Annotated in this window: 27 protein-coding genes; 5 read left to right on the top strand and 22 right to left on the bottom strand. The window is 41.2% G+C overall.

The features are described from left to right. Nucleotide 1: 1 nt before the first annotated feature. The 10 genes from porV to ACST13_RS06565 all read right to left on the bottom strand — a co-directional run bounded on the left by porV (nt 2) and on the right by ACST13_RS06565 (nt 11,862). A complete protein-coding gene (gene porV / locus ACST13_RS06610; protein WP_459522420.1) occupies nt 2–1,153 on the bottom strand; it encodes a type IX secretion system outer membrane channel protein PorV in 1,152 nt (383 codons plus the stop codon). Between the two features lie 3 nt (nt 1,154–1,156). Next, the gene (porU, locus tag ACST13_RS06605; RefSeq protein WP_459522419.1) at nt 1,157–4,261 is read right to left on the bottom strand and encodes a type IX secretion system sortase PorU; all 3,105 of its coding nucleotides are present in this window, start codon (nt 4,259–4,261) and stop codon (nt 1,157–1,159) included. Nucleotides 4,262–4,280: 19 nt separating this feature from the next. Next, a complete protein-coding gene (locus ACST13_RS06600) occupies nt 4,281–4,895 on the bottom strand; it encodes a SprT-like domain-containing protein (RefSeq protein WP_459522418.1) in 615 nt (204 codons plus the stop codon). Nucleotides 4,896–4,961: 66 nt separating this feature from the next. Further along, the gene (locus ACST13_RS06595) at nt 4,962–5,138 is read right to left on the bottom strand and encodes a hypothetical protein (protein WP_459522417.1); all 177 of its coding nucleotides are present in this window, start codon (nt 5,136–5,138) and stop codon (nt 4,962–4,964) included. A 191-nt stretch (nt 5,139–5,329) separates the two neighbouring features. Then, a complete protein-coding gene (locus ACST13_RS06590) occupies nt 5,330–5,824 on the bottom strand; it encodes a GtrA family protein (RefSeq protein ID WP_459522416.1) in 495 nt (164 codons plus the stop codon). A 9-nt stretch (nt 5,825–5,833) separates the two neighbouring features. Further along, nucleotides 5,834–7,231 (bottom strand): NADH-quinone oxidoreductase subunit N, encoded by a 1,398-nt coding sequence (locus ACST13_RS06585; RefSeq protein WP_459522415.1) that lies wholly within the window; start codon nt 7,229–7,231, stop codon nt 5,834–5,836. Nucleotides 7,232–7,248: 17 nt separating this feature from the next. Further along, a complete protein-coding gene (locus ACST13_RS06580) occupies nt 7,249–8,694 on the bottom strand; it encodes a complex I subunit 4 family protein (RefSeq protein ID WP_459522414.1) in 1,446 nt (481 codons plus the stop codon). A 21-nt stretch (nt 8,695–8,715) separates the two neighbouring features. Further along, entirely contained in the window at nt 8,716–10,599 is a 1,884-nt protein-coding gene (gene nuoL, locus ACST13_RS06575) for an NADH-quinone oxidoreductase subunit L (protein ID WP_459522413.1), read from the bottom strand. Nucleotides 10,600–10,617: 18 nt separating this feature from the next. Further along, nucleotides 10,618–10,947, bottom strand: a complete 330-nt coding sequence (nuoK, locus tag ACST13_RS06570) for an NADH-quinone oxidoreductase subunit NuoK (RefSeq protein ID WP_459522412.1) — start codon at nt 10,945–10,947, stop codon at nt 10,618–10,620. Nucleotides 10,948–11,052: 105 nt separating this feature from the next. Further along, nucleotides 11,053–11,862 carry an exonuclease domain-containing protein gene (locus ACST13_RS06565; protein ID WP_459522411.1) on the bottom strand — a complete coding sequence of 270 codons (810 nt, stop codon included), beginning with the start codon at nt 11,860–11,862 and terminating at the stop codon, nt 11,053–11,055. 53 nt (nt 11,863–11,915) lie between these two features. On the opposite strand from ACST13_RS06565, the gene ACST13_RS06560 reads away from it, so the two are divergent. Then, on the top strand, nt 11,916–12,599 hold the full coding sequence (locus ACST13_RS06560; protein ID WP_459522410.1) for a YjjG family noncanonical pyrimidine nucleotidase: 684 nt from the start codon (nt 11,916–11,918) through the stop codon (nt 12,597–12,599). Here the strand turns inward: ACST13_RS06560 and ACST13_RS06555 are convergent. Genes ACST13_RS06555 through ACST13_RS06540 form a run of 4 tightly spaced genes read right to left on the bottom strand, consistent with a single transcriptional unit; the run spans nt 12,582 to nt 14,636 of the window. Beyond that, nucleotides 12,582–13,205 (bottom strand): hypothetical protein, encoded by a 624-nt coding sequence (locus ACST13_RS06555; RefSeq protein WP_459463391.1) that lies wholly within the window; start codon nt 13,203–13,205, stop codon nt 12,582–12,584. The genes ACST13_RS06560 and ACST13_RS06555 overlap by 18 nt on opposite strands. Before the next feature lie 8 nt (nt 13,206–13,213). Beyond that, nucleotides 13,214–13,516, bottom strand: a complete 303-nt coding sequence (locus tag ACST13_RS06550) for a (2Fe-2S) ferredoxin domain-containing protein (RefSeq protein ID WP_130895352.1) — start codon at nt 13,514–13,516, stop codon at nt 13,214–13,216. 3 nt (nt 13,517–13,519) lie between these two features. Then, nucleotides 13,520–14,284: an exodeoxyribonuclease III gene (locus tag ACST13_RS06545; protein ID WP_459522409.1), complete on the bottom strand. Its 765-nt coding sequence runs from the start codon at nt 14,282–14,284 to the stop codon at nt 13,520–13,522. Then, nucleotides 14,271–14,636, bottom strand: coding sequence for a hypothetical protein (locus ACST13_RS06540; RefSeq protein ID WP_459522408.1), 366 nt, complete (start codon nt 14,634–14,636; stop codon nt 14,271–14,273). The genes ACST13_RS06545 and ACST13_RS06540 overlap by 14 nt, the downstream gene beginning before the upstream one ends. A gap of 157 nt (nt 14,637–14,793) precedes the next feature. Between ACST13_RS06540 and ACST13_RS06535 the strand changes: the two genes are divergently transcribed. Then, on the top strand, nt 14,794–16,029 hold the full coding sequence (locus ACST13_RS06535; RefSeq protein WP_459522407.1) for a 4-hydroxy-3-methylbut-2-enyl diphosphate reductase: 1,236 nt from the start codon (nt 14,794–14,796) through the stop codon (nt 16,027–16,029). Here ACST13_RS06535 and ACST13_RS06530 read toward each other — a convergent pair. From ACST13_RS06530 to ACST13_RS06495, 8 genes are all read right to left on the bottom strand, one after another. Next, nucleotides 16,004–16,891 (bottom strand): fructosamine kinase family protein, encoded by an 888-nt coding sequence (locus ACST13_RS06530; RefSeq protein WP_459522406.1) that lies wholly within the window; start codon nt 16,889–16,891, stop codon nt 16,004–16,006. The genes ACST13_RS06535 and ACST13_RS06530 overlap by 26 nt on opposite strands. 12 nt (nt 16,892–16,903) lie before the next feature. Continuing rightward, nucleotides 16,904–17,410, bottom strand: a complete 507-nt coding sequence (locus ACST13_RS06525) for a DUF2480 family protein (protein WP_459522405.1) — start codon at nt 17,408–17,410, stop codon at nt 16,904–16,906. A gap of 12 nt (nt 17,411–17,422) precedes the next feature. Beyond that, on the bottom strand, nt 17,423–18,097 hold the full coding sequence (tsaB, locus tag ACST13_RS06520) for a tRNA (adenosine(37)-N6)-threonylcarbamoyltransferase complex dimerization subunit type 1 TsaB (RefSeq protein ID WP_459522404.1): 675 nt from the start codon (nt 18,095–18,097) through the stop codon (nt 17,423–17,425). Further along, nucleotides 18,094–19,671, bottom strand: coding sequence for a S41 family peptidase (locus ACST13_RS06515; RefSeq protein WP_459522403.1), 1,578 nt, complete (start codon nt 19,669–19,671; stop codon nt 18,094–18,096). Before ACST13_RS06515 ends, tsaB begins: the two co-directional genes overlap by 4 nt. Beyond that, nucleotides 19,655–20,059 (bottom strand): ribonuclease P protein component, encoded by a 405-nt coding sequence (locus ACST13_RS06510; protein WP_459522402.1) that lies wholly within the window; start codon nt 20,057–20,059, stop codon nt 19,655–19,657. The genes ACST13_RS06515 and ACST13_RS06510 overlap by 17 nt, the downstream gene beginning before the upstream one ends. Nucleotides 20,060–20,121: 62 nt before the next feature. Next, nucleotides 20,122–20,277, bottom strand: coding sequence for a 50S ribosomal protein L34 (rpmH, locus tag ACST13_RS06505; RefSeq protein WP_459463408.1), 156 nt, complete (start codon nt 20,275–20,277; stop codon nt 20,122–20,124). A gap of 106 nt (nt 20,278–20,383) precedes the next feature. Next, entirely contained in the window at nt 20,384–20,689 is a 306-nt protein-coding gene (rpsJ, locus tag ACST13_RS06500; RefSeq protein WP_130895342.1) for a 30S ribosomal protein S10, read from the bottom strand. Between the two features lie 105 nt (nt 20,690–20,794). After that, the gene (locus ACST13_RS06495) at nt 20,795–22,900 is read right to left on the bottom strand and encodes a tetratricopeptide repeat protein (protein ID WP_459522401.1); all 2,106 of its coding nucleotides are present in this window, start codon (nt 22,898–22,900) and stop codon (nt 20,795–20,797) included. Between the two features lie 205 nt (nt 22,901–23,105). Between ACST13_RS06495 and atpD the strand changes: the two genes are divergently transcribed. From atpD to ACST13_RS06480, 3 genes are read left to right on the top strand one after another with little or no spacing between them, the layout of a single operon-like run. Then, entirely contained in the window at nt 23,106–24,623 is a 1,518-nt protein-coding gene (gene atpD / locus ACST13_RS06490) for a F0F1 ATP synthase subunit beta (RefSeq protein WP_459522400.1), read from the top strand. A gap of 8 nt (nt 24,624–24,631) precedes the next feature. Continuing rightward, on the top strand, nt 24,632–24,862 hold the full coding sequence (locus ACST13_RS06485; RefSeq protein ID WP_459463414.1) for a FoF1 ATP synthase subunit delta/epsilon: 231 nt from the start codon (nt 24,632–24,634) through the stop codon (nt 24,860–24,862). A gap of 7 nt (nt 24,863–24,869) precedes the next feature. Beyond that, a complete protein-coding gene (locus tag ACST13_RS06480; RefSeq protein WP_459522399.1) occupies nt 24,870–25,442 on the top strand; it encodes a hypothetical protein in 573 nt (190 codons plus the stop codon). Nucleotides 25,443–25,522 lie beyond the last annotated feature (80 nt).

Below are 25,522 nucleotides of genomic sequence, written 5' to 3'. Positions count from 1 at the left end.
ATTATTTAACGGGCTGATTAATTCCCGCAATGAGCGTTAAACGTAAGGTATTCGCAAGTGGACTCCCTTGTCCACTAGGGACTAAGTAAGCAAAGTCAAGACCGTATTTCGAGTCCATCTTAAAGCCTACGCCAAAGGTAAAGTACTTGCGATTTCCCTTCATTTCACTCTCATTAAAATAGCCTGTTCGTAAGGCAAAAGAATTATTAAATAAATATTCAGCACCGATAGAGGTAGTCACCTCTTTGATTTCCTCACTAATCCCGTCTGGCGCATCTCCTAAAGATCCAAAAATCCCGCCAATCGCTGAAACCGTCGCCGGATCCGTGCCTACCATTTTCCCATTTACGTAGGCAGGAGGTGTAGGAACCATCAATTTATTGAAGTCAACGGTGAATGTTAATTTATTCAAATCATCTATCTCGTGTGTGGCAGCCATACCGACACGTAAATTCGTAGGAATAAAGTTCTTCTCTGTTCCACCGTAGGTTACCTTACCTGATATGTTTGAAAGCGTAAGGCCATAGCTATATTTCCAAGGGGCCGTTGTGGGCTTCGAATAAAAGACAGAGATATCCGCTGCCACCGTTTCGGCTGGCTTCAAGGCATTGCTAATTCCTCCGCCACCTTGGTAATTGCCTAATAAATTCGAATTAATGTATTTCAAATTCATTCCTAAAGAAAGTGCCGGCGATAATTTTCTAGCGTGCGAAATACCTAGCGCAAATTCTTTTGAATTAAAATTACCTGCACTTGTTCCATTATCTAAAGTCGCTTGGAACATCCCTTGATCAAAATAATCAACCGAAAAGCCAAAGACTAAATTCTTCTTCGTCACCGTATAGCCCGCTATGTTATAGAGTGCCATGTCATTGACTAGGTTGCGTAACCAAGGCGTATAAGACATAGAAAAACCCATTTTCTTATCTGTGGTTGCTAATTTTGCCGTATTCCAGCGAATGGCATTAGCATCTACGGATAAGGCCACTCCCGCGTCCCCCATCGCAGCAGAACGCGCATCAGGTGCTACATTTAAGAATAGCAGGGTGGGGGTAGGAATTCGTCCAGCATTGATTTGGCCTGAAACTAATGTCGTTTGAGCAAGGACATTAAATCCTAGTGTGCATAAAATCAGGGTCACTAAATGTTTCATGGGCTATTTTATATTTCCTATACGACCGCTAAAGCTTTGAAATGGAGCTCCCGTATCGTAAGTTAATTCTAATTGATAGTAGTTGATAAAATCTAATTGGTTTTTCTCTTCTGCACTCCAATCGATCGAGAAAGTTTGGTTGACAGAATCACTTCCAGGAACCAAGCCGGTTTTCTCTAAAATTTGTTTCCCTAAGTTACTATAAATTTTTAGTTTGTAGAAGTAGCTCGTCCAACGTTTCTCTTGTATAAAGGAGAAATTACTTCGTTCTGTCATTGGATTAGGATAAATTCTCAGCGAACTGTTCTCTTTCGTTAAAGAGGAAACCGTGAAATCAAACGAACAAAATCCCTGATTCGTATGTAGGTCAAAACAATTGGCTTTAATTCGATAATTTCCAGGTTTTAAAGATTGAAACGGGAAAAGGAGTGTTCCTTGTTTGCTATTATTCAAGTCGGGTGAAAAAAGATTGGCGATGGGGATTTTTAAGGTGTCGTTTACGGTCAAATAAGCTAATTCGCCTTTAGGTCCCACAAATCGAAGCGAGCTGGCGTCTGTTATGTTAATTTTTAAAATCGGATTAGGGGAGCAAGCTTGTATATTAGATTCGTTTAATAAGCTTGCTGAAAGCACGGGAGGAGTGCTTTCTTTTGCCTCTGAACTCGCTTTCAATACACTTCGCATTCCGCCTCCGTAGTTTTCTGTGGCAGTACGTGCAATCCATTTTAATCGAGACGCAGGTAGGTTAGCTAGACTGAATTTGCCTTTTTGGACGGTGGCAGCGTGCGTGCCCTCTAGGTTTCCAGGGATGCGGTAGTTGTATTTATCTGTTTTTGTTCCCAAAGTCTGTACGGATCGTTCCTCCCCATAATAATATACCTGGATTTCTCCATCGATGCTAGGGGTGGTTTGGCCTTGAATTAAGCCAGAGGGCAACGTGTCTATTTTAATACTCAGCTGTTTTTGATTCCAAGGTAGATTTAACGAAGGATCACCTAAAAGGGTGATATTGCGGTTAATAACACCAGATTGACTATCATTTTTAGCATCTCTGAATATATCCCCTAAGCGGTAATCGGTAGTATTTAAATGATTAGTTAATTGTCTATAAAATGCTTGCCCGAATAGATAATTGCTACTCTGAAAAACGGGTCTTGTCGTCGAAATAAGTGCAATGGCTCCCCCCTGATTCGACAATAGACTAATTTCTGCGCCAGACATTTGATTAGGATCATCGAAACGCCCAAACTGGCATGTAGCCGTTAAAAGGATGGGCAGGTGTTGGCTGTTTTTCAGGTTTTGTAATTCGTTATTGGTAATGATTTTTTCGTCTGTCCAAGCTGATTCTGATCCATGACCCAAGAAATGAATAAAATCAGCCTCTTGGTTAAATAAGTCGAGGCTTGCTTTTTTGCCAGCGGCAGACGTATATATTCCGTTAGCTACTTCTTGAGGAAATTGATCTAGGTAGGTTTTTTGAACCTGGAATGCCTCCGGAATTAACCCAGCGAAGTCTTCCGCATCTTGTACGTGAATATTTGAATCGCCATCATCGGCTAGCCAAGCGAACCGATAGGGCTGTTTGCGATTTTGGGACTCATAACTAATAAGTTTATTCACTACCGTATTTGCTTCTTCAAAGGATCTGGCTGGAATCCGACCAATGCCTACCGATAAGGCTTCATTTGTCGCGTCATTACCTTCGAGCCATTCTCCTTGATTCTCTCCCAATATCCCGAAATAATCATCAGACACATAGGTCTGCAAGGGTTGTAAGGATTCCCTACTTTCATAGCTGGGCACATAATTCAATCGTTCCGAAGCCGAGGCGACCTTATTTATGCCTTTATAATCGACTGACGCATCACCAAAAAAAAGTACGTAGCGAGGTTTCTTCCATCGAATAAAATCTCGAATAGCCGTCACATCCAATTTTCCGGCAGAAAACTCATGATAAATTTCCTGAGTCGAATAGGTTTTTGTACTGATTCCTTTCGACTTTTTATAGGCCGCTAAGAGTTTTGCCACGGGAAGTATAGAAGGGCTAGATATGATAATCAGGTCAGCCGATGATTCTGCTCGAATATTTTGATTCGCAATGATTTCCCCCGTTTTCGGATCGGATGCTTTCGATGGATTGAAAATCAATAGTTCAGTTCCTGGGGATATCTGACTTAGGGCTAGGCTCGCGGAGGTTTGTGTTATTTTTTTCCAGCTATTTCCTGCTTTTTTTAGCCAAATTTGGTGATTAGCCTGTAAATTTTGAATTGAAATAGTGAAGGAGGAATCCGACTTATTGGCTAAAATATAATGCGGATTTTCGTTTAGAGCATTAAATTTTCGTGGGTATTCGAGGTCGATATAGTCAAGGTAACCTGAGCCTGTCGTATTGGAATAAGCTAAGTTCCACGTCCAGTTTTGGTCTTTTATCTCTGGAATGACGCGCGCAGAAAAGTGTTGAACAAAAGCTTTCTGGTCGTAGCGCCCACCTGTGGTGGCGGGAAACACCATAGGATTAATCGTATTTCCTGGAATGGAAAAATTGAAGGTTCCTGGAGCGACGGAAGAGGAGGCAAGTTTGCCCGAAAGAACGCTAGCAAGCCCCGTTTTATAATCCGCTAGAGGATATTGAATAGTTCGGTTTACATTGCCAAAAAATCCATCCCCCAGCCACTCTCGTCCCGATTGCAAAAGGTTATAGGTTTCAGGCTCGTAATGAAATCGGCTTAATCCATAATCGACAGTCTGCCCGGCCGAACCAGCTGCGACCGATATTTCCGTAATCGCTTTCGGTGCAGGATCATCTAAGCGAATGAAATAAAAAGTAGTGTCGCTGTAGTGATTCGGTAATTTTTCACCGTAAAAAACAATAGTCTCTCCTTCTTTCAGAAAAGGGATAGGTTGCAAGTCAATAGGTCGTGAAGTCGAGTTAGCTTGTGGTAATTCTCCAATTTCATGACCATACACACCGATTTGAGTCGCCTTTTGGTTTAGTTTGGAAAGCCAGGATGGAGTGATTTGGTAAATTCCTGATTGGGTGATGCCGACTTTTAGCCATCGACCGCTAGCTAAAACCGAACTTTGAGCATGCCCTGTAAAGGCTGCCAAAAGCAGGAGTAAACAAATGTTAAGAAATGTCAATCGGTAACACGTGCGCATTTTTGGCAATTAAGTAATTTCGGCCTGAATTAATTTCTTTGCAAATGTAACGGGTTCGACGAAGTTTCCCTTTGATAAAGGAAAGGTTTTTTAATTGAAAGGCCGTACCCTCTGCTAATTCATGAACGGGAATACCAGCTGGGGACTCCATATCAAATGTTTTTAATATATCGACTAAAGGTTGGTAGCCCGTAGAGGATGCCGCCGGATTTTTTAAATAAGCGCTTAATACTTTCACGAGTTCGGCAGGGAGCAATTCCTCATCTAAAATCGGTTCGAAAAGTACATAGAATTGTGACTTCCATTCTTGTCCGTGTGGAAGCACTTTATTCTTATGAGCCAGATAGGTAGTCAGGTGCGCGACTTCATGGATATAGGTTACTAGGAAGGCATAAGGATTGAGGTTGTGATTAACAGTGACCTGGTGGCCTTTTGCTGGACTAAAGCGGTAATCCCCTAGTTTAGAATCCCGGGATTTACTGACGATAAAGTTAAAAGAATAATCATGCCAAAGTTGAAAGCAGTATTCCGCTACTTTGGGAGGGAAGTGATCAAAAAAAGAATCAATCTTTTTATTCTTCATCCTGATTTTAAGCACAAAAAAAGTCCATCGCATGCGATGGACTTTTTTGTGATCGTTGTGCTAAAATTATTTAGCAACAGCAGTGTCAGCAGCAGCAGTGTCAGCAGCAGCAGAATCTGCAGGTGCAGCAGCAGCAGCAGAATCAACAGCCATAGAATCAGCAGAAGCTTCTGCTTTCTTCTCACCACAAGATGCTAAAGTTACCATTGCAGCAACGAAAGCTAGAGCGAATACTTTTTTCATTTCTTATTTTGTTTAAGGTTTGAGTTACAAATCTACGGCATTATTTTATAAGTACAAATAAATGCAAATAATTTTTTAAGAATTTTTTAAGGAATGGGGTGATAATTATGAAAATGTGGCCATACGGCGCATATTTGACTTAAAAATCCTTAAGAATTAGGGCTTAGCCAAATAGCTAAATTAGATAAGTCCTATTTTATTAGATCTTTGAAGCGGTCGTAGAACCCACTTGACTTAAAGGTGAAAGTCTTGTGCAAAATATAATTAGAGACAAAGCTATATCCCATTCCATGGAAGGTGGTCCCTATTTGGGTGATATTTAATTTCTTAACCGAATAGGGAATGTGTAAAAAGAAATCCGGGTAGCGGGCGTGAATGAATTCGTATGGAATGGTGCTAAAAATCCAGGTGATTCCACCCGAAAAGCTAGCTACTAAGACGTATTTAAACATCTCGCGTCTGGTTTGTTGGCTTTGGCGAGCATTAAATGCGAAAAGTTTTGTTAAGAAAAATCCGACTACTAAGGCGATAAAATAGGCTGGAAGGATAGAGTCTTCGTAGGATACGCGGAACCAATCTTTAATCAATCCACCAGCTAAAAGTTGAACACAAGCCCCTAATCCTGCCACCACAAAGTAGGCGAATAAGTCTTTCTGGTTAAATAGGGCTGGTTTCTTTTTGTTCAAGTGCCTAGGTTAAAAGAGATTTTTAACGATGCTTGGATATACGCCTAATAACAAGGTGCCTACCGTACAAGCCCACATCGCGAATTTAACTAAGCCAGGCAATTCGATGCGTTCGATATCCCCTTCTTTGAAATAGATCGCAATGATACCTTTGAAATAATAATAAACGCCGACAGCAGACATAATGATAGCTAAAATCACAGGATAATAGACATGTCTGTTAAAGATGTCTGAGAAGACAAAGAATTTACCCCAAAAACCCGCTGTTAACGGAATACCCGCTAAGGACAATAAGGAAATGGTAAAGCAGAAGGCTAGACCTGGATTTTGTTTCGCTAAACCTTCGAAAGAACTGAAGTTCTCCGGCTTCTCTTTACGTCCAGTTTGGTACTCTGCTACAAGCATCACCACACCAAAAGCAACGATAGTCGCTAAGGTATACGATAAGGAATAATACAAGATGGTGGATGGCGTACTGACTTGATTCGCGCTCACCGTTAATAACATATAACCAGCATGGGAAATACTCGAATAAGCTAACATGCGTTTAACTGATTGCTGGTAAACCGCTGTGACATTACCCACTAAAAGCGTCAACATACTGATATAATAGATCGGGTAAACCCAGGTTCCGTACATTGTTCCGAATGGCCCCGAAAGTAATTGGAATAAGGCGGCAAAACTAGCTGCCTTCACAACAGTCGACATAAACATGGTGAAAATCGTAGGCGCTCCTTCGTATACATCGGGCGTCCAGAAGTGGAATGGTGCTGCTGAGATCTTAAATAAGAAGCCGATTAATAGTAATAATACTCCGATAGAAAGGAAAACAGGAGTCGATTCCGGTGGTGTATTGGCGATGGCTAAAGCAATGTTCGCTAGGTAGAATGATCGAGTAGCTCCGTATACGAGGGTAATTCCGAATAACAAAATACCCGTCGCAAATGATCCCATCAAGAAGTATTTCAACGCTGCTTCGTTCGAGCGTAAATTACGTTTATCCGATCCAGTTAGTACATACATGGCCACAGATAATATTTCTAGACCCACGAAGAACATGATCAAATGGTCGAATGAAACCATTAAAATGGCACCCACGACCGAGAATAATAAAATCGCATAGTATTCTGCAGGATGGGTATGTTCTTCATCGATACCAAAGCCTTTGGAAAAACTAACGACCATAAAAGCAGCTAACTGAATGATTAAACTGAAACTGATCGATGTATTGGTGGTATGGAACATGTGTCCGTACCACAACATTTCGTGATTCCAGTCCAAAGCCGTTAATGCCATGCTGCCCGCTAAAAATATAAGCGTTGCTGCTTGAATGGTCTTTCTCGAAAACCAAAAGCCTAAGAATAAATTTAAAATACCTAGAAGTGATAATGCAATGATAGCCGTCATAATGCTTTTTTACTATTTTATTTGAACCATTGAATTAATTGCTGAACCGCTGGTTCACTAAAACCTAAAACTGTCGATGGGAATATACCACCTAAAATTACAAGTGCGCTTAAAGGAATCAATACCGCTTTCTCTGCTCCTGTTAGCTCCGCAAAATCAGCCGTAATTCTAGACACATTCCCGAACATCGACTTCTGAATTAAACGCAACGTATATACGGCACCTAAAATAATGGTGATACCAGCGATGATGCCTAAAGTCAAGTTTTGGTCAAATACACTCTTCAATAATAAGAACTCACCCACGAATCCATTCGTTAATGGAAGGGCCACCGAACCTAAGCTCAAGATCACAAACGTGACCGTTAATGGATACGAGAATTGCGTGATACCGCCTAATTGGGCGATTTCTCTTGACTTCGTTCTGCGCTCAATGATTTCGATTACGAAGAATAAACCGATGATATTGATACCGTGAGATAACATTTGGTAGAGCGCTCCTTGAATACCTTCGATGCTTCCCGTCAAAATACCGGCAGACATCAAACCAACGTGAGCAAAAGACGAATAGGCTAATAAGCGCTTCGCATCTTTTTGTTGAATAGCGATAATGGATCCATAAATCACCCCGATTACGGAGAGTACAGAAGCCGTCAAGCCCCAAGTCGCAACGCCTACTGGGAACATGGGTAATACAAATCGGATAACACCGTAAGTACCCATTTTCAACATGATACCCGATAATAACATCGTTCCTTGCACAGGAGCAACGGTATAGGTGTCAGGCTGCCACGTATGGAAAGGGAAAATTGGCATCTTGATGGCAAATGCCAAGAAGAAAGCGGCGAATAAATAGCCTTGTTGATCAGCGCTTAGGCCTTTCGCCGTTTGGTATAATACTTCGATATCCGCTGAATGAAATTCGCCGGGTGTTTGTAAATACACATACACCAGGGCGATTAAGAAGAATAATGACCCAAACAAAGTGTAAACAAAGAATTTAAATGTAATGGCATTCTTGTTCTCGCCACCATAGATGGCTGCTAAGAAGTAGATCGGTAATAAGGAGGCTTCGAAGAAGAAATAGAATAAGAAAGCATCTTTCGCTAAAAAGGCTCCCATTAAAGCGGTTTGCATGGCAAGCATCAAACCCTGGAATTGTGCCTTATTTGCCCGGTCTGTATTTGCAGTAGTCGCTACGATGAAAGGCACTAATAAAGCACAAAGACCGATGAGAACACCACTAATTCCATCTACATACAAAGAGAAAGACAATCCTGCCTCAGCCACCCAAGGGGCAGAGAAGGAAACAGGGCTCAAACTCGCCTCTTTTAAAACAAAGACCGTCGCCGCTAATTCGATGATGGATGCCGCTAGGGAAATGGCAAACGCATTTTTTGGCTTGAAAATCAACAAGGCTGATCCAATCAAAAGCGGAAATAAAAGTATAAATAGTAGATACATAGCTATGTGGCGATCGGTTGATTAATGAAGGATCGTACTCTTTAAACTAACAAATAAGATGACAACGATGGCCGCGACCATGCAGAATAAGTAGATACCTACGTTACCTGTCTGAGCCCTGCGGAATTCGGTCGAAGCATATTTAACAAAACGGCCTAGGCCTTCTACGAATAAATCGATTACTAAAAAGTCGATTACTTGGAAGAAGAAATTAGACAAGAATGCGATCGGTTTCACAAAAAGCAGTTCGTATAATTCGTCGATGTAGAATTTGTGGTAGATTACCTTTTGAATACCTGAAATCTCTGTGTCCTCTGATGGCACCGACTTCTGCATTCCGAATAAGTAGATCGCTAGGAATGCTGGTAAGAAAGCCGCTAACAAGGGTGCGCCACCTTCTAAGCTCAAGAAATTCACTTCTCCTGCTTCTCCCACCTCAGGTAATAAAGGCGCTAACCAATGAGCCAAGAATTCATTTCCTCCCGCAAAATGAGGCAAGTTTATCAATCCACCACCCACTGAGAATACCGCTAATATGATTAAAGGCAAAGTCATCGTGAGAGGCGACTCATGTAAATGATGTGCTTGTTTTTCGGTTCCTCTGAATTCTCCATAGAAAGTAAGGATGAAAACGCGGAACATATAGAAGGACGTTAAAGCCGAGCCTAAAATCGCTAAGCCCCACATCAACGGATCGTGGTGGTATAGGCTAGCTAAAATCTCGTCTTTAGAGAAGAAACCCGCAAATGGAGGAATACCTGCAATCGCGATTGTCCCTAGCATAAAGGTGATGAACGTGATAGGCATCTTAGATTTCAATCCACCCATGCGGCGAATATCTTGTTCGTCTGACATCGCGTGAATCACAGATCCGGCTCCTAAGAATAATAAAGCCTTGAAGAAAGCATGTGTCATTACGTGGAAAAACGATGCGGTATAAGCGGAAGCTCCTAAACCCATAAACATGTAGCCTAATTGGGATACCGTTGAATAGGCAAGGACTTTTTTGATATCGTTTTGGAATAAGCCGATTGCAGCACCTAATAAAGCCGTTACTAATCCTATCCAACCTACAAAATGCAATACTTCTGGACTTAATTCAAATAAAGCGTTCGCGCGAATGACCATATAAATACCGGCCGTCACCATCGTCGCTGCGTGAATCAATGCGGATACAGGAGTAGGACCTGCCATCGCATCCGGAAGCCAAGTAAACAAAGGAATCTGGGCTGATTTACCCATCGCACCGATAAATAAACAGCATGCGATAAGACTTAAGTCAGTGGTATAGTCGCCACTTTCTATGGCTGCAAAAATTGTTTGAAAATCGGTCGTCCCAAAATCCTGAATCAACAAGAATATTCCCACTAGGAATCCTAAGTCACCAATACGGTTCATAATGAAGGCCTTGCGGGCTGCATCTCCGTAGGAATTCTTTTGGTTCCAAAATCCGATTAATAAGTAAGAACACAAGCCTACGCCTTCCCATCCGATGAATAAAACGGTAAAGTTTGCTCCTAAAACTAGGATTAACATGAAGAAAATAAACAGGTTTAAGAAGGCAAAAAACTTGCCAAAACCCGCATCATGCGCCATATACCCAATCGAGTAAATGTGTATCAAGGTGCCTACTCCGGTGATAACTAGGAGCATTAAAATGGACAATTGATCGATTTGAAATGCAAAAGGAATCTCTAAAGAGCCTACCTTAATCCATTCTGCGATGGTAAGAATTTGCGCTTGGCCATCAAAATTCAAGAATAATTGAAGCGATAAAGCGAAGGCAACTAGGGGAGGAATGGTTCCAATAATTCCCGCGATTTGCTTCGGTATTTTAGGATAAGCTAAACCATTAATAGCAAAACCTAGTAAGGGTAAAAGAGGAATGAGGAATAATAAAGACATAGTAATAGCTGCGCTTAATTAGTTTTTCAATTTGCTTAGTACACCGATATCGATGCTCTGGATATTTCGGTAAATCATAACAATGATGGCTAATCCTACAGCCACTTCTGCTGCGGCTACCGCCATGATGAAAAAGACAAATATTTGGCCGGCAGGATCCGAATAGTAAGAGGAGAAAGCGGCTAACAATAGGTTAACGGCATTTAACATTAATTCGATCGCCATGAATACGATAATCGCGTTTCTGCGAGTTAATACGCCCATTATGCCAACACAAAACAAAGCAGAGCTTAAAATTATGTAGTGGGTTAACGGAATCGTACGAATAATTTCGGGTATTGATTGCATAGTCTTAAATAATTACAAAGGCTTCAGGCAAAAGCCTGTCCAAAAAATGCATTTATGCGAGGCAAAAATACGAAAATTTCTGATAGCCCCGACATCAAAAATGCCTTAACGCTGAAAACCTTGCAATTTTATTTCGGTTAGTTTGCGCTTCGTGTCCATTGGGAAATCACCCTTCATCATCCAGTCATAATAGGACGGGTCAGACTTTAAAACTTCGAGCACCGGTTTGCCTATATGTTTACCAAAATTAAAGCAAGCCACGCGCTCTTTATTATACGTCATTCTATTAGCGAAGTCAATTGAATTAGAGGCACTTAGTTCGTGAAGTTTGTCCATGTCATTCTGGATAGGGAAAACTTCATTGCCCTCCGCATCCTTCGTAGAACGGGTCGCATAGTGTTTTACTTGTGCATTCAAAACTTCTAAGGTAGCAAGCACATCAGCTTCGGCGCCGTGAGCTCCTATTAATTCCTTGCCACAATAAAACTGGTACGCTGCGGTTAAATTCCGCGGCTCCATCAGGTGGAAAATGCGTTGAGCATCCACTAAATTTCTATTTTTCATGTCAAAATCCACCTCAGCACGTAACATCTCCTCCACTAACAGGGGCACATCGAATCGATTAGAATTAAATCCAGCTAAATCACAGCCGTCTAAAAAAGTGGCCAATGATCTCGCAACCATGCGAAATGAGGGCTCATCTTTCACATCTTCATCGTAAATTCCATGTACTAAAGACGCTTCTAATGGAATCGGGATACCCGGATTCACGCGACGCGTTTTAACCTCCACACTTCCATCTGGATTGGCTTTAGCAATCGAAATTTCTACGATGCGATCCCGGTTAATTTGTATGCCGGTTGTCTCTAAATCGAAAAATGCGAGGGGTTTCTTAAGGTGTAATTGATGTTCCATGGTATTTTTTAAAATGGGCCAAACCAAAGATAAGTTATTATTACCTTTGTTACATGAATTTTCAACCGAAAGCGCTTTTTTTTGACTGGGATCACACCCTCTGGGATCATGACTTAAATGCCCGCGAAGTATTGCTTGATTTAGCGCTCGAATATGACTTTTCCTTCGACCCTGAAACCTATTGGAAAACCTTCGAAAAAATTAATAATTCGTTATGGGATCAGTATGCAGCAGGAGAAATTTCGCAGTCGGAATTAAGGGAAATACGTTTTGTCCGGTTTTTCCAGGAGCTCGGTGTTTCGGGGTCCGCAGAAGAGTTTGGAGATAAATACCTCGAACGTGCGCCGCGAAAGACGAATTTGATGCCGGGGGCATTTGAAATCATACAAGATTTAGCGGAGCATTTCCCACTCTACATTTTAACGAATGGCTTCAACGACATTCAATACGTGAAAATTGATGGAGCCGGAATGCGGTCATTTTTCAAAGAAATCATTACCTCTGAGCTAGTGGGTACGAAGAAACCGAGTCCTTTGTTTTTTCAATATGCCCTATCTCGTGCGGGAATTCAAGCGGAGGACGCCTTGATGATCGGTGATCACGTAGAAGCCGATGTGCGTGGAGCTCTTCAAGCAGGAATTCCAGCCATACATTATAATCCTAATTCCGTGAAAACGGATTTACCTTACGACATTCAACATTTAGATGAATTAAGGGGATTACTCAAAAATCGATAATTGATTGTCGCTTGATTTTCGGTCAAAAATCTTTTTATCCCGAATGAATTTCTTGTTTTCCTCTAGGAATAAAATGAACTTTTCGATTTGCTCGTATTGAGCGCTGAAATCGATATTATTTACGTCATAGGATTCAACATAAACCTGCTTAAAGTCCGTAATGACATAGTCTAAGCGTTGTATACCGTATTTTTGAAGACCTAACAGGTAGAGATTTTGGTGATTAGTTAAGAAGCGATTTGGCTCATAATAGGCCGTACTCTTCAGGTCAAAAGCTACCGTATCACCCACACCATCCACATATCCGTAAATCATCGCATTTTTATAGCGGGATTCCACGTAAAACTGCGTCTTGTATTTAACCGGTAATAAACCCCGCGCTTGATCGATGATTCCCTCCGCAAACGCCTCTTCATTTTCCCCTAGGGTTACTGCTCGCTCAAAATCAATCCCCTTTTGTTGTGCATTCGTTGTGGGCTTTCTGACTCTGTTGATGCGATCAATTAGCTCGATTTCATCCACGATGATTTTGCCATTCGAATCACGGGATTGATTCGCATAGAGATTAAAGGAATTTAAAAGCGTGGGATATAAGCGGTAAATCATACGGCAATTTATTGAATTTGAAGGCGAGTCACAATTTCATCTTCGATTAAATGCGATTTTGTGATCTCTGCCACATCTGCTACTTGTACGTTACCATAGAAAACGCCTTCAGGATAAACGACCATCGTGGGACCTTTTCCACAGAAATCAAGGCATCCAGATTTTTGCACACGGATTTTAGCTGTTCCACCTTGCGCAGCATAACTCGCTCTAAAGGCATCTACTAATTCCATTCCGTGACCAGAGCCACAACATTTTTTAGGGGCGTCTTTATCATTAGCGCAGATAAATACGTGTTTTTCAAAGTGCATAATTTAGCTATTTAAGAGTAGTACGATAGGACAATGGTCCGAATGTTTAACGTCAGGAAGGATAGAGGCATGTTGGATTTTTTCTGCCAAAGCCTCAGATACCATCTGGTAATCAATGCGCCAGCCCAAGTTTTTGTCCCGAGCTCCCGCGCGGTAAGACCACCAGCTATAGTGGTGCGGATCAGCGTTAATGGCTCTGAAGGAATCTACAAAACCACGGTTCACAAATCCTTCCATCCATTCACGCTCTTCCGGTAAGAAACCAGAACTGGTCGTATTTCCTTTCGGGTTATGAATATCGATGGCTTTGTGGCAAATATTGTAATCACCCGAAATGATTAAATGCGGGAATTCAATCTTAAGGGTATTAATATAATTTTGAAAATCGGCTAGCCAGTCCATTTTAAAGGCTTGTCTTTCATCCCCACTGGAACCAGAGGGCATGTAGACGCTCATCACGGAGAATCCGTCATAATCGGCGCGCAGCACGCGACCTTCAGCATCGTATTTGTCAATTCCGCAACCTACAGACACGTTATTTGGCCTAACCTTACTAAATATAGCCACTCCGGAATAGCCTTTTTTCTGGGCAGAATGCCAAAAAACTTCATAGCCTAAAGCGAAGATTTCTTTCAAATCAACTTGCTCAATATCTGCTTTCAACTCTTGAATGCAAACTATATCGGGATTTTCTTCCTGAAGCCAAGTAACGAAACCTTTTGTAATCGCGGCACGAATGCCGTTCACGTTATAACTAATTATTTTCATTCGGGAATACCTCTGTTTTGAAATAATGAATAACATGTGCTTTCAAAAGAATTTCCTGCTCTTTTAGGGGCAAAGAAGGAATCGCTTGGGTATTTTCCCAATGCGGCCAGCCGTCCTCATCCAATCCTTCTAATTGGTAAAAATGGCTATAGCTCAACACCTTACAGGTGGCGATGTGCAGTAGATCTTGCTTTTGTTCTTTAGTAAAATGCGCATGTCCTTGACCTAATTCCTGAACGCCTATCAGTAATAAAATAGGCTCCATCTCCGAAGGACGCTTGCCAAACGAGTTTTCAAAAAAATCGAGAATCATCTCCCATTCTTCAATTACTAATGCCGGCTCGAATTCCATGTGGATTTATGATTAAATGAGGTGCAAATTAGGCACAAAAAATGATTAATTGCCGTAGATGTCGTAATTTTGAAAACCAATAACCAAAAAATCAGTTTATAAAATGCAAGAACTTGCAAAACCACTTCTCCTAACGAACAAAAGAATCTTAAAAAAAATGAAATCCTTCTCAATACCCTCTTTGTTTAAGAGCAACTTGATCGGTCGAGTGAAAGAGGCGAGGCGAGTTAAGGATAAATTAAAGAAAGATTTTACGCCTACTCACCTTGATTTTGGTCCCGTAGAAGTACTTCTTTCTCGTCATTTCGGCTTTTGTTATGGGGTGGAAAATGCAGTAGAAACAGCCTATCAAATTATTGATCAAAACCCGGATCGCCGCATCTTTTTGCTTTCAGAAATGATTCATAATCCTGCCGTTAATGCAGATTTATTTGATCGAGGTGTTCGATTTATTCAGGATACGTCAGGTAATCAACTAGTTGACTGGGAGGAACTAAGTTCAGAGGATGTGGTCATCGTTCCTGCTTTTGGGACTACTTTAGAGATACAATCGATTTTGCAATCACGTGGAATCGACCCCTATGCCTACGACACGACTTGTCCTTTTGTAGAGAAGGTTTGGAATCGTGCGGATGCCATTGGGAAAAAAGAATATACGGTCATCGTGCATGGAAAGCCGAGTCATGAGGAGACCAAGGCTACATTTTCGCATTCTCAGGCGATTACTCCTACGTTGATTGTGAGGGACATGAAGCAGACTATTGCTTTGGCCGCTTATATTAAACAAGAAAAATCGGCAGACGAGTTCTATGCAGAATTCGCTGGACAGTATTCGCCTGGTTTTGACCCTTCGAAAGATTTGAAGCGTATTGGTGTGGTAAATCAGACGACCATGCTCGCAACAGATACGCAAGAAATTGTGGATTATTTACGCCAAATCATTCGTCTCCACTTCCAAGTTGCTCCAGAAAACATAAAGGATTATTTTGCGGACACGCGTGACACGCTTTGTTATGCAACAAATGATAACCAAAGTTCAACCTACGGTTTATTAGCAGAAAAGGCCGATTTCGCTATAGTAGCGGGAGGGTATAATTCCTCTAATACGGCCCATTTAGTTGATCTGTGTGTGGAGAAATTACCCACCTATTTCATAAAGAATGCGGAAAAACTTATTTCTGAAAACCAGGTATTGCATTTTGATAATGCCGTAAAACAGGAGTGTATGTCATTCTCTTTTATCCCCTCTAATCAGAAAGTTCGCGTGCTTTTAACTTGCGGGGCCTCTTGTCCAGACGCGGTTATGGAAGAAATCTTACGAAAACTGGTATCGTTTTTTCCAGGAGCAAGTGACGTAGACGAAGTGGTTAATATGTATCTACAATCTTTTTAACAGCAGGCAAATAGCCTTCGCCGAATAGATTTACGTGCACTAAAAGTGGATATAAATTATACAAGGGAATTCGTTCATGATATCCTTTTTGTATCGGAAAATTCGCGTTATAGGCTTCATAGAATGCCTCATCAAATCCACCAAACATCGTTGTGAAGGCAATTTCAGCCTCTCGTAAGCCGTAATAACAAGCTGGATCCACTAGCGTAATTAAGCCATCGGGGTTCGTCATGGCATTTCCAGACCAAAGGTCCCCATGAATCAAAGCAGATGCTTCATTCGGAAGTAGGGAAGGTAATTTTTCAAAGAGTGATTCGAATTTAGTCTCTAAAGCGGAGTCGATTTTGCGATCGTATACTGCTTGCGCAAGTTGCTTACGCAGGCGATTCTCCGTAAAAAAGGCCACTCCATCTTTATTCCAGGTGTTAACCTGCGAGGCAGCACCTAAGTAGTTCGTATAATCTAACCCGTGTCCTTTTGGGCTAGTATTTTTATGCAAAAGCGCTATTTTTTCACCAAAATCAGGCCAATATTTTGCCACCTTTTCTCCTGATGGAATACATTCCATCATCAGGTATTCTTTTTCTTCCATGGCACCTGCGCCTATCACGCTAGGCACTGAGATGGAGGAGGTTTTCCCCATCAAATCTAGGTTCTTGGCCTCAGCTTCGAACAAACCTTGGTGATCGCCCTGGTTCCATTTGATAAAATACTCCTCCTCATTTTTCAATTTAACGCGCACTGCTAAATTAAAATTACCCCCATAGAAAAATTCTAAATCCTTTACTTCGGTGTTTTCACCTAAATGATGCTGGATAATTTTATCAATAAATTGGTATTGTGCTTGCGTTTCGGATGACATAGGTCAAAAGTACTATTTTCTTTTATAAAGCGGAACCGTAGAGCAAGGTTCTCCAAAAAACAAGCTCTTTGCTACCGGCTGTAATAATTGGGTGATTTTTAGATACACTTCAGTAGGAACGGATTCTTTCGAACAACCTTTTATGACGATTTTAGCATCTTGAAAATCTGTTGGATTAATTTTTGCAAGCGCCTGGTCGAATAAAACCTTTTCTAAATCATGTAAATCGCCAAATACCAAGGTTTTGGCAAATGGAGTCAAAGAAACACCCAATAACATATAGGCCCAAGTAGGAATGATGGCATCTGCGCTGCATCCCACGGCTACATGTTTATCTTGATAGCTCGACCAATCTTGGTCAGCTATAAATGTGCGAAAGTCTTTTTCTCGCAAGGCAATCCCTTGAAATAATTGATCCTTGATATCGATAAATAGTCGGTCACCAGCCACACGTAAATCTTCTAGGTCGATTTGCGTTAGTCCACTTTGGTTCACCCGATTAATAATTTCCTCTGCCATTTTAAAGTGATTTTAAAGCGATTTTAAAGTCGGTTTTGTCCCCATATACTCTTTTAAATAGTCGGGCTCTTTTGTAACGAGATTCTCGAATCTTTGGTTCAAATAAGCTTCATAAGCTAAATGACCCATTTGGGCTGCGTCAGGGCACAAAGGCTCGTCTAAAAAGGTGATTGACTGATGCTTGCAAGATGCTTGCCATTTAGCAGCTCCATTACCGAAGGCAATCAAAGGCGCATAATCTTGAAATGAATCATCCCCTAAAATATGTGCCTGCTGCGGCATCATTTCTTTTAATTGCGCATCATAAACGGCCGCATAAACTTCCATTCTTCGGGCATCTAACAAGGGCAAAAGTAAGCATCCCTTCGGAGTTTGAACTTCGGATGCTAAAATCTGCAGAGTAGGTAAGCAAATCAAGGGCTTGTCTAAAGCAAAGCATATTCCCTTTGCCGTGGCTAAACCAATACGTAATCCAGTATAAGAGCCCGGTCCATTTGAAACTGCCACGGCTGCTAAATCAGCTAATTTTTTACCAGCAGTCTTCATTGCTTTTTCGATCAGCAAGGTCAAAGCCTTCGAATGGGATCTCTCCTCTGAGACTAATTCATGACTAATCAATTGCCCCTTTTCATGCAAGGCAATGGAACAATTTAGCGTGGAAGTTTCTAAACTAAGTATCAGGCTCATTTTGTCAATGTAATTAATTCAATCCCCTTTAAGAGGGTAGGGTCATGTGTAAAAGACCATTCATTAATACCTTTTTTCAGGTAATAATGGTGCACAATTTCTTGCTCTAAAAGCGCCGCAATTACTTTCTTGTTGCCTTGTAGTTCTTTCACAATGGACGAATCCCATTCCGGTTGTAGGCGATCTAACTCCTTAGTTAAATTCGCGTATAAATTATCTTTTTGCGTTTCCTTTAAGACATCCCGCATTTGTTTTTCCAAAGGACTTTCGTAGATAAACTTGCTTGACTTCACCCAGTGTACAAATTCGCCATATTCGGCCTCATTCAAGTGAAAACTTGCCGCCGCTGAGATATGTGCATGTTTTAATTTATACAAGCGGGCATATTGGAAGACGATTTTCTCTTTTAACAATTGCTGTGTCAAACTGTTTGCCTGTGGTCTGCCCACAAAAACATCGGGCTCAATACCTCCACCAGCATTCACCTTTCTACCATTACGTGTTTTAAATTCTTGTTTCGTGGTGTCCTTTTTTTCAGAATAATCAATGGCCTGAATGCATCGTCCACTCGGGATATAGTATTTAGCTGTGGTAATCTTTAATTTAGCTCGGTAAGGCAAATCGCGCGTTACTTGCACTAAACCTTTTCCAAAACTCCGTTGCCCCACCACTGTCGCTCGATCATAATCCTGCAAAACGCCCGCCACAATCTCGGCTGCGGAGGCCGAATTTTGGTTGATCAAAACGAGTATAGGCAGGCTGGTATCCCAACTCGAATTCAACGCCTTGTAGGTCGCATTCCACTCCTTTAATTTACCCTTTGTACTCACAATGGGTGTTTCTTTCTCTAAAAATAGATTGCAAATATCGACCGCTTGGGTCAACAAACCACCTGGATTATTACGTAAGTCCAAAATCAATTTCTTCATCCCGTCCTTCTTCAGTTGAACCAGGGCTGCTTTCATTTCTTTGGTAGCCGATTGATTGAATTCTTCTAATTCGATGTAAGCGATTCCTGGTCGAATGATGCCAGCGTAGCCTACATTTTTGATTTGAACGGTGGACCTGTTGATGCTTAAGGTCATCTGCGTGTCCCCACGTTTAATTTCTGCGACAAGCTTACTATCTCGAGGGCCTTTAATTAGTAGTCCTGGATCAGAATCTTCAGTTATAGGATTGCTATTGATGGATACTACTTGATCCCCTATCTGTAAGCCAGCTTGCAATGCGGGGCTATTTTCGTCCACGAAGGTGATATAATAAGCTTTGTCTATCCAGGAAGCCCGGATGCCGATTCCTTCGTATTTCCCCGTTGTTAACGTAGTGAATTCGTCCAAATCCTCTTCCGGATAATAGACCGTATAAGGGTCTAATTGGTCTAGCATTCCGTCAATGGAATTTTGCACGGCCTTGTTAGGGTCGATCGGATCCACATAAAATTGATTCAATTCTTTAATCACACTGGCATAGATGTCCAGGTTTTTAGCTAGGTCAAAAAGCTGGTCAGCCCGATTAAATGCCCACAAACCCAATCCCAACAAAAGGAATAAAGAAATCTTAGCTACTTGTTTCATTCGGCTGGGTAAATTTATCGAGGATGGCGACCATTTTTTTGTGGATTTTGTCCGATGGTTCAATTGTAGAGCCAATATAGACAAAAGCCAATACATCTGGAAGCTTCGCCTTTCCTTCGATTTGAAAATGGGGTTTGTTTAATCGATAAGCCTCGCGGATGCGACGTTTTAGGGTATTTCTGTCCACTGCTTTGGCGAAACGACGCTTCGGAACAGAAATTAAAATCTGAGGATTCTCTAAATCCTTTTCAAAAGGATTCTCCTGGATGTATAAAACACGAAAAGGATAGACAAATCGTTCTTTAACGATTCGACTATCCTTTTCGAATAAGGAATCTATAATTTTAATGTGCGTTAGACGCTCTGATTTAGAAAATGTAAATTTCAAAGCAGGAATACTAAGTGTACAACAATAGCAAACCAGAAATCTTCCTTTCTAAGATCTATGGCTTATTTGCCTCTTTTTTCGTCTGAAACAGATAACTTGTGACGTCCTTTAGCACGACGGTTTGTCAATACGCGACGACCGTTTGCCGTAGACATACGCTCACGGAAACCGTGTTTGTTCTTTCTCTTACGTACGGAGGGTTGAAAAGTTCTTTTCATTTCTTTATTTGTTAAAGCAGCCTAAACTTTCATTTATGGCCTGCAAAGGTAAAACAACTATTTATTTGTTGAGCTTTCGGCGGTTAGGCCCTCGCTAAACTGGTCCTTAAACCTTGATTTCTACGTCTACTCCTGATGGCAATTCTAATTTCATTAATGCATCTACTGTTTTAGCAGAAGAAGAAAAAATGTCAATTAGACGCTTGTAAGTACATAATTGAAATTGCTCACGTGCTTTCTTGTTAACGTGTGGTGAACGTAAAACAGTGAATTTTTCAATTTTCGTTGGAAGTGGAATAGGGCCAGAAACAACTGCTCCTGTAGCTTTTACCGCTTTAACGATTTTTTCAGCCGATTTGTCTACTAATGAGTGGTCAAATGACTTCAGTTTAATGCGAATTTTTTGATTCATAAAAGATGGTTCTTTAAATGGTTAAGCAGCGAAAGAACCATTTACTCCGCTACTTAAATTAATAAGGACTGCAAAAGTACAGAATCTCCATTAATTATACAAGCCTTAAAAATTTGTTTTTTGGAGAGCGCGTTGTTTATCAGTTAAATAGCTTGTTAGTTCGGACCTATAAATTGCCGGGTCTAGCGTTTTTAATTTTTCCATTGCCTCTTCTGCATACGAAATTTCACCTAGTAATAAGGCTTGATGGGCATAGATCGGATAATAAGCAGGATTTTGTTCGTTCCATTGCAAGGCAGCTAAGGCAGCATCGTATCCGGTTTTGGCAGGAATAAGAGGGAGCGCTTGCTGCAAGACAGCTACTTGGAAAGGGTGTTTTTCTAGCATTTTGCGCGCTTGTGAAGCAGTAGTGATGGGCGCCGTTTTCACAGGATAGGCTGAGGCGTATTTCCAAAAAGCTAAAATGCCCGGAAGTGTTTGCCCCTGAGCGGTGTCTGAAGCGATAGTCAAATTTAATTGGTTCAAGGCAAGCAATGGTTTCTCGTGGTAAAACGCTTGCCATGATTTTAAAAGGGCTAGTTCTGGGAACAAATTCGCATGCGTTTTTTGCCAAGTCTGTAAATCATAAGTGGGTGCCTTTCCTTTCCAAAACACCAATCCATTATATAGATAAACTAAATCTTGTAAATCAGCCTTAGGTACAAAGGAAGGATTCATGGGTGCGGTGGGAACCCCAGCGGCTAAGAGGTTAGCCTGAATGCCCAGATCCTCTGAAGCAGTAAATGCTGGTTTAAGTTTACGGTAAATAACATCAGAATAAAGATTATTGCCGGCATATAGTGGATTCTCCGGGTCGAGAGCATGGGCGCGTTCGTAAAAATAGGCCGCAGAATCAGGGGAGGCGAGTCTTTCGTATTGCAAAGCGATTTGTGTCGCAATGCGCGGATCGTTCAAATCGCTTTTCTGCAACGTGAACAGGGCATCAAAAGGATGATTTTCCGCTGCGAAAACATTCGCTAAAGCCACGGAAAGCGCAGGATCTTGCTTTGTGCTTTGACTTGCTGCTACATAATAAGCAAAAGTCTCCGTGTCGCCCGCCTGCTGGGCAAGCGCCGCGAGACTCAGATTACTTTTTGTATTTATTCGACTGTGTAAGGTGGCGTTTTTATATTGAATTTCAGCCATTTGTTGATCCCCTACTAAGCTAGAAATATCCCCTGCATAGTTTTCCTTAGCAGCCATTCCAAGGTGATAGGCGCTTGAATTAAAGGCAAATACAGCTCCCATGCTGAGTAAAAGAATACCAATCTGAATTAAATGTAGCGGCAGCAGAGCGGCCTTGTGAATAACCTTGTGTATGGGAAGATTTTGGATCAGTAATGGACCAAAATTCCGAAGGATAAACAAAGGGAATACCAATCCCATAATTACCTGGTTAATTAGATTCCAGCTTTCAATAGCTTGAATTCCAGGGGTATTGCGATGCCACAAAAGGGGAATTAAGGCTGATAAAGAAAGCAGACCTAAACCCACCAGGGTTTTGTTGTCTTTGTTTTGGTAAATATAAATCCCCACAGCTAAAAGAATCCAAATGAAAGCTGGGATGGCCGTTCGAACCCCTAAGTCGAATCGTTGATTCCCGAAAGTCAATAACAGATTTATCCCCCAAACTAATCCCAAAATAGTGCGATTCTTTTTAGAAGCGGCTCTTTCGCGCCCATGTGCCATTCCCATTAAAAACGTAGGAATACTAGCGGAACTTAATAAAGATAAACCAGCTAAAGCCACTAGACTCAGGCTAAAAATCTGCCCACTTACGATCTGGGCTAAAGAAGAAAAGGATGCATCGGAAAGGCTACAACTGACGATTCCAATCCATAAAGTGGCCCCTAATAGGGCTTGCCAAACCGCTAATAAAGAAAACAACAAAGCAAAAACCCCGATGATCGCGAGTGTAAATCCGATGATTTCCGGAGTTGCATCTAAGGAGGTAGATTGAATCTGGAAGTTTTGGCGAATAAAATAGACCGTGCTATGTAAATTTTGACCGGCTTGCGAGTCCACTACTTTTTCAAAGGGCATCATTTCTGAGACTTCCACCCAATGAAAAATTTCCGAACCCCCTTGAATCCATAGTGCGATGGACGCTAAAAGCAGGGTTAAACTAGCATAATATATACTTTTCGAAAAGGAGGGGAGAGTCCAGCTCATATTTTGGTCCAAAAATGAATTCCTAAATTTCATACAAACTACGATTCATTCAAAGAAATTGCCTGATTTTGGCAAAAAATAGTTGAAAAATACTAATTTCAGTTTTGGTAAATTCGAATTTAGAGGCTAATTTTGCAGTCCGAATGTTACATGCATTCGTAAACAACTTAAAATTTAGTTTTTTAGCTAACAAATTAAAATTCAAATGGCAAACGCAGTTAATAAAGGAAAAGTTACGCAAGTAATTGGACCCGTTGTCGATGTGAGCTTCGAAGGTGAAGGATCACATTTACCAGCGATCTTGAATGCTCTTTCAGTAACGAAATCAAATGGTCAAACGCTTGTTCTTGAGGTGCAACAACACTTAGGAGAGGATCGTGTAAGAACAATTGCGATGGAAGGAACGGAAGGTCTTCAACGCGGTCAAGAGGTAATCGATAAAGGAACTCCGATGACGATGCCGACTGGCGAAGGAATTAAAGGGCGTTTGTTTAACGTAGTAGGGGATGCCATCGATGGTATCGCTCAGCCTAAGTCTGATAAAGGTCTGCCGATTCACCGTGCAGCGCCTAAATTTGATGAATTAGCAACTACAACAGAAGTTTTATTCACAGGAATTAAAGTGATTGACTTATTAGCTCCTTATGTTAAAGGAGGTAAAATTGGTTTGTTCGGTGGTGCCGGTGTAGGTAAAACCGTATTGATCATGGAGTTGATTAATAATATTGCTAAAGCATACGAAGGTCTTTCGGTATTCGCAGGTGTAGGTGAGCGTACTCGTGAGGGTAACGACTTATTACGTGAGATGATTGAGTCAGGCGTTATTAAGTATGGTGAGGAATTTAAGCACGCAATGGAAGCGGGTGAGTGGGATCTATCTAAAGTAGATCAAACAGAACTTGCGAAGTCTCAAGCCACCTTAGTGTTCGGTCAAATGAACGAGCCTCCTGGAGCACGTGCACGTGTAGCTTTATCAGGATTAACCGTAGCGGAATATTTCCGTGATGGGGATGGCGAAGGTCAAGGTCGTGATATCCTATTCTTTATCGATAACATCTTCCGTTTTACACAAGCGGGTTCTGAGGTATCTGCCCTATTAGGTCGTATGCCATCTGCGGTAGGTTACCAACCAACCCTAGCTACAGAAATGGGTGCGATGCAAGAGCGTATCACTTCGACGAAGCGTGGTTCCATTACATCGGTACAAGCGGTTTACGTACCTGCCGATGACTTAACGGATCCAGCTCCAGCAACTACGTTTGCCCACTTAGATGCAACAACCGTATTATCACGTAAGATTGCAGAATTAGGTATCTACCCAGCGGTGGATCCATTAGATTCGTCATCCCGTATTTTATCTGCTGAAGTTTTAGGAGATTCTCACTACAATACAGCTCAACGGGTGAAAGAAATTTTACAACGTTACAAGGAATTACAAGATATCATCGCGATCTTAGGTTTGGATGAATTATCTGAAGAAGATAAATTAGTCGTTTCTCGCGCTCGCCGTGTTCAGCGTTTCTTGTCACAACCTTTCTTTGTGGCAGAACAATTTACAGGCTTAAAAGGCGTTCTTGTTGACATTAACGATACGATCAAAGGTTTCAACGGAATCATTGACGGAGGTTATGACAATTTACCAGAAGCTGCTTTCAATTTAGTGGGAACCATTGAGGATGCGGTAGTAAAAGGAGAGAAATTATTAGCTGAAGCTGCTAAATAAATAAAATTATGTTTGTAGAAATTATTACACCGGATCGTAAAGTATTTTCAGCAGAAGCATCTGTTGTGACTTTGCCTGGCGTTAATGGTTCCTTCCAAATTTTAAATGACCACGCAGCGATTGTTTCTACTTTAGCTAAAGGAGAATTATCAGCGGATAAAACGGTCTTTCAAATCGAAGGAGGAGTTGTTGAAGTTTTGAATAATCGAGTACTTGTTTTAGCCGAAGGCGTTAACTAACATTCTCATGAAAAAACTTGCCATCTTATTATTTTCAACGGTCTTATTTAGCTCATGCTCAGAAAAGGCCTTCTTAACAGGATCAATTTTAGCCACCGTAAAGGAAAGCAATATTCCGCTTCAAAAGATCCAGTTCTACAATGATAACGGCTTGATTTTAGAAAGAGAGATGAACTCGACAGATGCGAATGTGAAAGCAGGAGCCTTAGTTTTTAAAAACGGTAAGTCGATAAATCGCGTCAATTTAGAGAAGCAAACTCCTGGGACTTTATTAAAAGAAGACGGAGATAAATTATTGGTTTCTTTTGATAATCCGGCTAAAGAATCAAACAGCTTAATCTTTGCACCTGTTTTAGGAGAGCGTGGAGAATATTTTTATCAACTAGTGGATGAGACGGGTAACTCTACTATTTCTCGTTTAAATTTTGAAGGTAGTAAATACCTGGTTTACAATGAGAAATACGAAGGTTTGACTAAGTCCGTGACTAAAACACCACGTGTTCGTTTGATGATTATGAAATCTTCATTGAATGGATTGAAAGTAAATTCGAAAAGAATGAAGGGTAATCGAGTACAATAATCAATTGCTTTTATAGGAATTTGGAAATAGGATGCTTGCATCCTATTTTTTTTTAGTCCATTTTTGCCCAAAGGTAGGTT

The organism is Aquirufa sp. A-Brett2-W8 (assembly GCF_054558755.1).
This window is presented reverse-complemented; position numbering and strand designations above follow the sequence as displayed.